We start from the raw sequence: 2,745 nt of genomic DNA, 5'->3' as shown, positions 1-2,745 counted from the left end.
GTAAGCAATCAGTAAACCCCGTATCCTAGACCATAATAGTTCTTCATACCTTTGCGTGTGAATTATAAAACGTAAAAGATATGAAGGTAAGCAATTAGTAACCCCCGTCCTGCAAGGTCTATAAACATAAAGAGATGCCTCTTAAAAATTCCGACTTTTCTCTGAAAAAGTCCCTATTTTTACGAGACATCTCTTAGTTTTTATGAGATTCTTAGATGATACCTTGTTCCTTTAAAGAGTGTGGCAACAGATTTACCAGATCCTTGGAGTAGTCACTGTCATATTCATGGACATGGTTCAGAAAATAATTCATCCACTGCTTGAAGTCCACGTCTGCCGCCTTGCAGCATCCCATCAGGGAGTAGATGACAGCAGCATCTTCAGCAGCGCCGTGATTGCCGCAGAAGAGATAGTTCTTGCGTCCGACAGCTACGGGACGCACGCTGTTCTCTATCAGGTTCGTGTCTGGGAGATACCTTCCGTCCATCGTATACCTTGCCAGCTGGCGAGAGTTGTTCAGGAAGTAGCCGATGGCTTTTCCTATGGGACTCTTCGGAAGCACATTTCCCTGTTCACAGATACACCACTTCTCAAAAGCGCGTATGATGGGATAGGCAAGCCGCTTCCTCAGCTCCATGCGCTGGAGGGTATCCATATGTTGGTCGTCTGCCATGCTCTCCACATCATAAAGCATGCCGATCTGGGCCAAGGCATATTCCGCCCTCGCCTTGTCATGGGATAAAGCCCTGTCAAAGTACCTTCGGGTATGTACCCAGCATCCCAATGTCGTTATACCTTCCAGTTTTTCCAGGATGTTGTATCCGGCATAGCCGTCCGTCTGTATGGCTCCCTGATAATCCTTGAAGAGCTGCAGGACCACTTTGGCTCCCCGGGAACCTTCATTATAGGCGAAGAACACCAGACCGTTGACCATGCTCCGTACCAGCCACAGGTAACCTTTTACCGTCCGGTGCTTCTCGTTGTCGATGATGGGAACCGTCGTTTCATCGGACTGGATGTAATCGGTGGACAGGACGAGTTCCCTCAACCGGTAGTAAGCTGGCCGCATCAGGTCGGCCACATCGTGGAACCAGACTTCGATTGTGGAAGGGGGTATGCTGACTCCCAACCGTTTGAACATCTGTACTTGGCGGTAGAAAGGAAGATGATCCACATACTTCCCGACCATCAGGTCGGTCAGCAGCGATGCGCTGGCATAGCTCTTGGCAATGGGTTCATTTTGTACGGGCGCTGTAACGATTTCCTTTGTCTTCTTGCGCATGCCTTTATGCCGGATGGTCACCCGGACGTACAGTTCGGCAGGCTGGAGTTCCAGGTGTTCGGACGTTTCGGCATCCTCGAACAGGATCCATTCGTCTTCATGACCCAGATAGCCGTCAGGATAGATATGTTCTTCCACGCGGCGGAGGTTATCCGGAAGTTTCTGACGGACCGGAACCCGTTTTTCATGTTCCTTGACCGACACCTTTCTGTAGCCTGCAACCTCCTCAACAGCCTTGCGGACCGTCTCTTCCTCTTCCGGTGTCATTTCCAGCTGATCAAAGTCCAGCTTGAGCTGGTTGGGGTCATCAGGAATACGCCGCTTCTCGGACATGGCACCCCACATCTTGCGCTCCAGATAAAGAAGTTTCTGTTCAAGTTGTGCTATCCGGCTTTCCTTGGACTCCAAAGCCCGGTCGCGCTCCTGGATGGCTTTTTCCTTTTCAGCCAGTCTGGCTTCGTAGTCGGCCTGCATCCTTTTGACGTCCGACAGTTCCTTCAGCTGTTGTTCCGCTTTCACCGCCCGCCGGAACTCGGCATCACGGTCGCTGAGCAACTGCTCGATGAGGGCTTTCTGGTTGGAGGTTTCTGACATGGTTCTGTTCTTTTCTTACATTGCAAAGATACGAAAATCAGGCCGTTTTACCTCAGTTTCAGCCCGTAAAAAACGACTTGGAACACTACTTTTTCTTGGGCTCCCACCGGCTGCACCGGTGAACTTCCGAAGGGGATATCCCTTGTACGATCATCATCAGGTCAGCCCATTTTATACCCTTTGAAGTGGCAGGGTCATCGGTGTCAATGTCGGGGAGTTTGAAGGCTCCCCGTTCAAGTTTCATGTTGTAGATGACCAGGCCCCCGTACTCGGCATGGAGTATCTTCAACCCTGTCAATGATTTGTTGATAAAGATATAGGCATCTCCGTCTTGAACGTTCATGCCCATGAGGTTGGTTACAATGCCGCTCAGCGAATAGAAGCTTTTGCGCATGTCCGTAGGATACGGGTACAGGAAAAAGCGGTTGGAATCATTGAGGTTGAACATGGGCTACCGGTATAAGAGGATTAACGAACGGAGCGTTTCCAGAGACAATTCACTCTGGATGCGCAAGATGACACCATTGGGATATACCACTTCACAGGGTACATGATCCGTTGCTTCTTTAGGGTTGCCGGTGGCAGACATGCCCAGCTTGCCGTTCCGGTTAAACAGATTCACCGGAACAAAACCGCCCGCCTGCGGCAGCATGGTTTCTGTAAGTTTCTTACGCCAATAATAAAACCTGCTTTCTTCAAAGCCGGTGTTGTGACAATAGTCACGAATGGAAAGTTCAGTTGACTTCCATTCTTCATGAATCCTTTTAAATTCTTCTAAAGTTAAGTTCTTCATTGTTTCACGTTTTAAATTCACGCAAAACTAGGAAGAACTTTCAGAGGGGGAAATACGGGGTTTGCTGAATGCTTAC

Annotated in this window: 3 protein-coding genes; all 3 read right to left on the bottom strand. The window is 49.3% G+C overall.

Features of this window, described 5'->3' with window-relative positions; all coding sequences use genetic code 11:
• Positions 1–211: 211 nt before the first annotated feature.
• The 3 genes from tnpC to tnpA all read right to left on the bottom strand — a co-directional run bounded on the left by tnpC (position 212) and on the right by tnpA (position 2,669).
• Positions 212–1,756 (bottom strand): IS66 family transposase, encoded by a 1,545-nt coding sequence (tnpC, locus tag BLW31_RS23595; RefSeq protein ID WP_229113076.1) that lies wholly within the window; start codon positions 1,754–1,756, stop codon positions 212–214.
• Between the two features lie 205 nt (positions 1,757–1,961).
• Positions 1,962–2,324 (bottom strand): IS66 family insertion sequence element accessory protein TnpB, encoded by a 363-nt coding sequence (tnpB, locus tag BLW31_RS23590; protein WP_010535433.1) that lies wholly within the window; start codon positions 2,322–2,324, stop codon positions 1,962–1,964.
• A gap of 3 nt (positions 2,325–2,327) precedes the next feature.
• Positions 2,328–2,669 carry an IS66 family insertion sequence element accessory protein TnpA gene (gene tnpA / locus BLW31_RS23585; RefSeq protein ID WP_010535432.1) on the bottom strand — a complete coding sequence of 114 codons (342 nt, stop codon included), beginning with the start codon at positions 2,667–2,669 and terminating at the stop codon, positions 2,328–2,330.
• Between the last annotated feature and the right edge of the window lie 76 nt (positions 2,670–2,745).

Origin of the sequence: Bacteroides faecis MAJ27 (assembly GCF_900106755.1) — a bacterium.
In the GTDB taxonomy this organism is placed as follows: Bacteria; Bacteroidota; Bacteroidia; order Bacteroidales; family Bacteroidaceae; genus Bacteroides; species Bacteroides faecis.
Note: the sequence above shows the minus strand (reverse complement) of the source record. Positions and strands in the feature narration are given on the sequence as shown.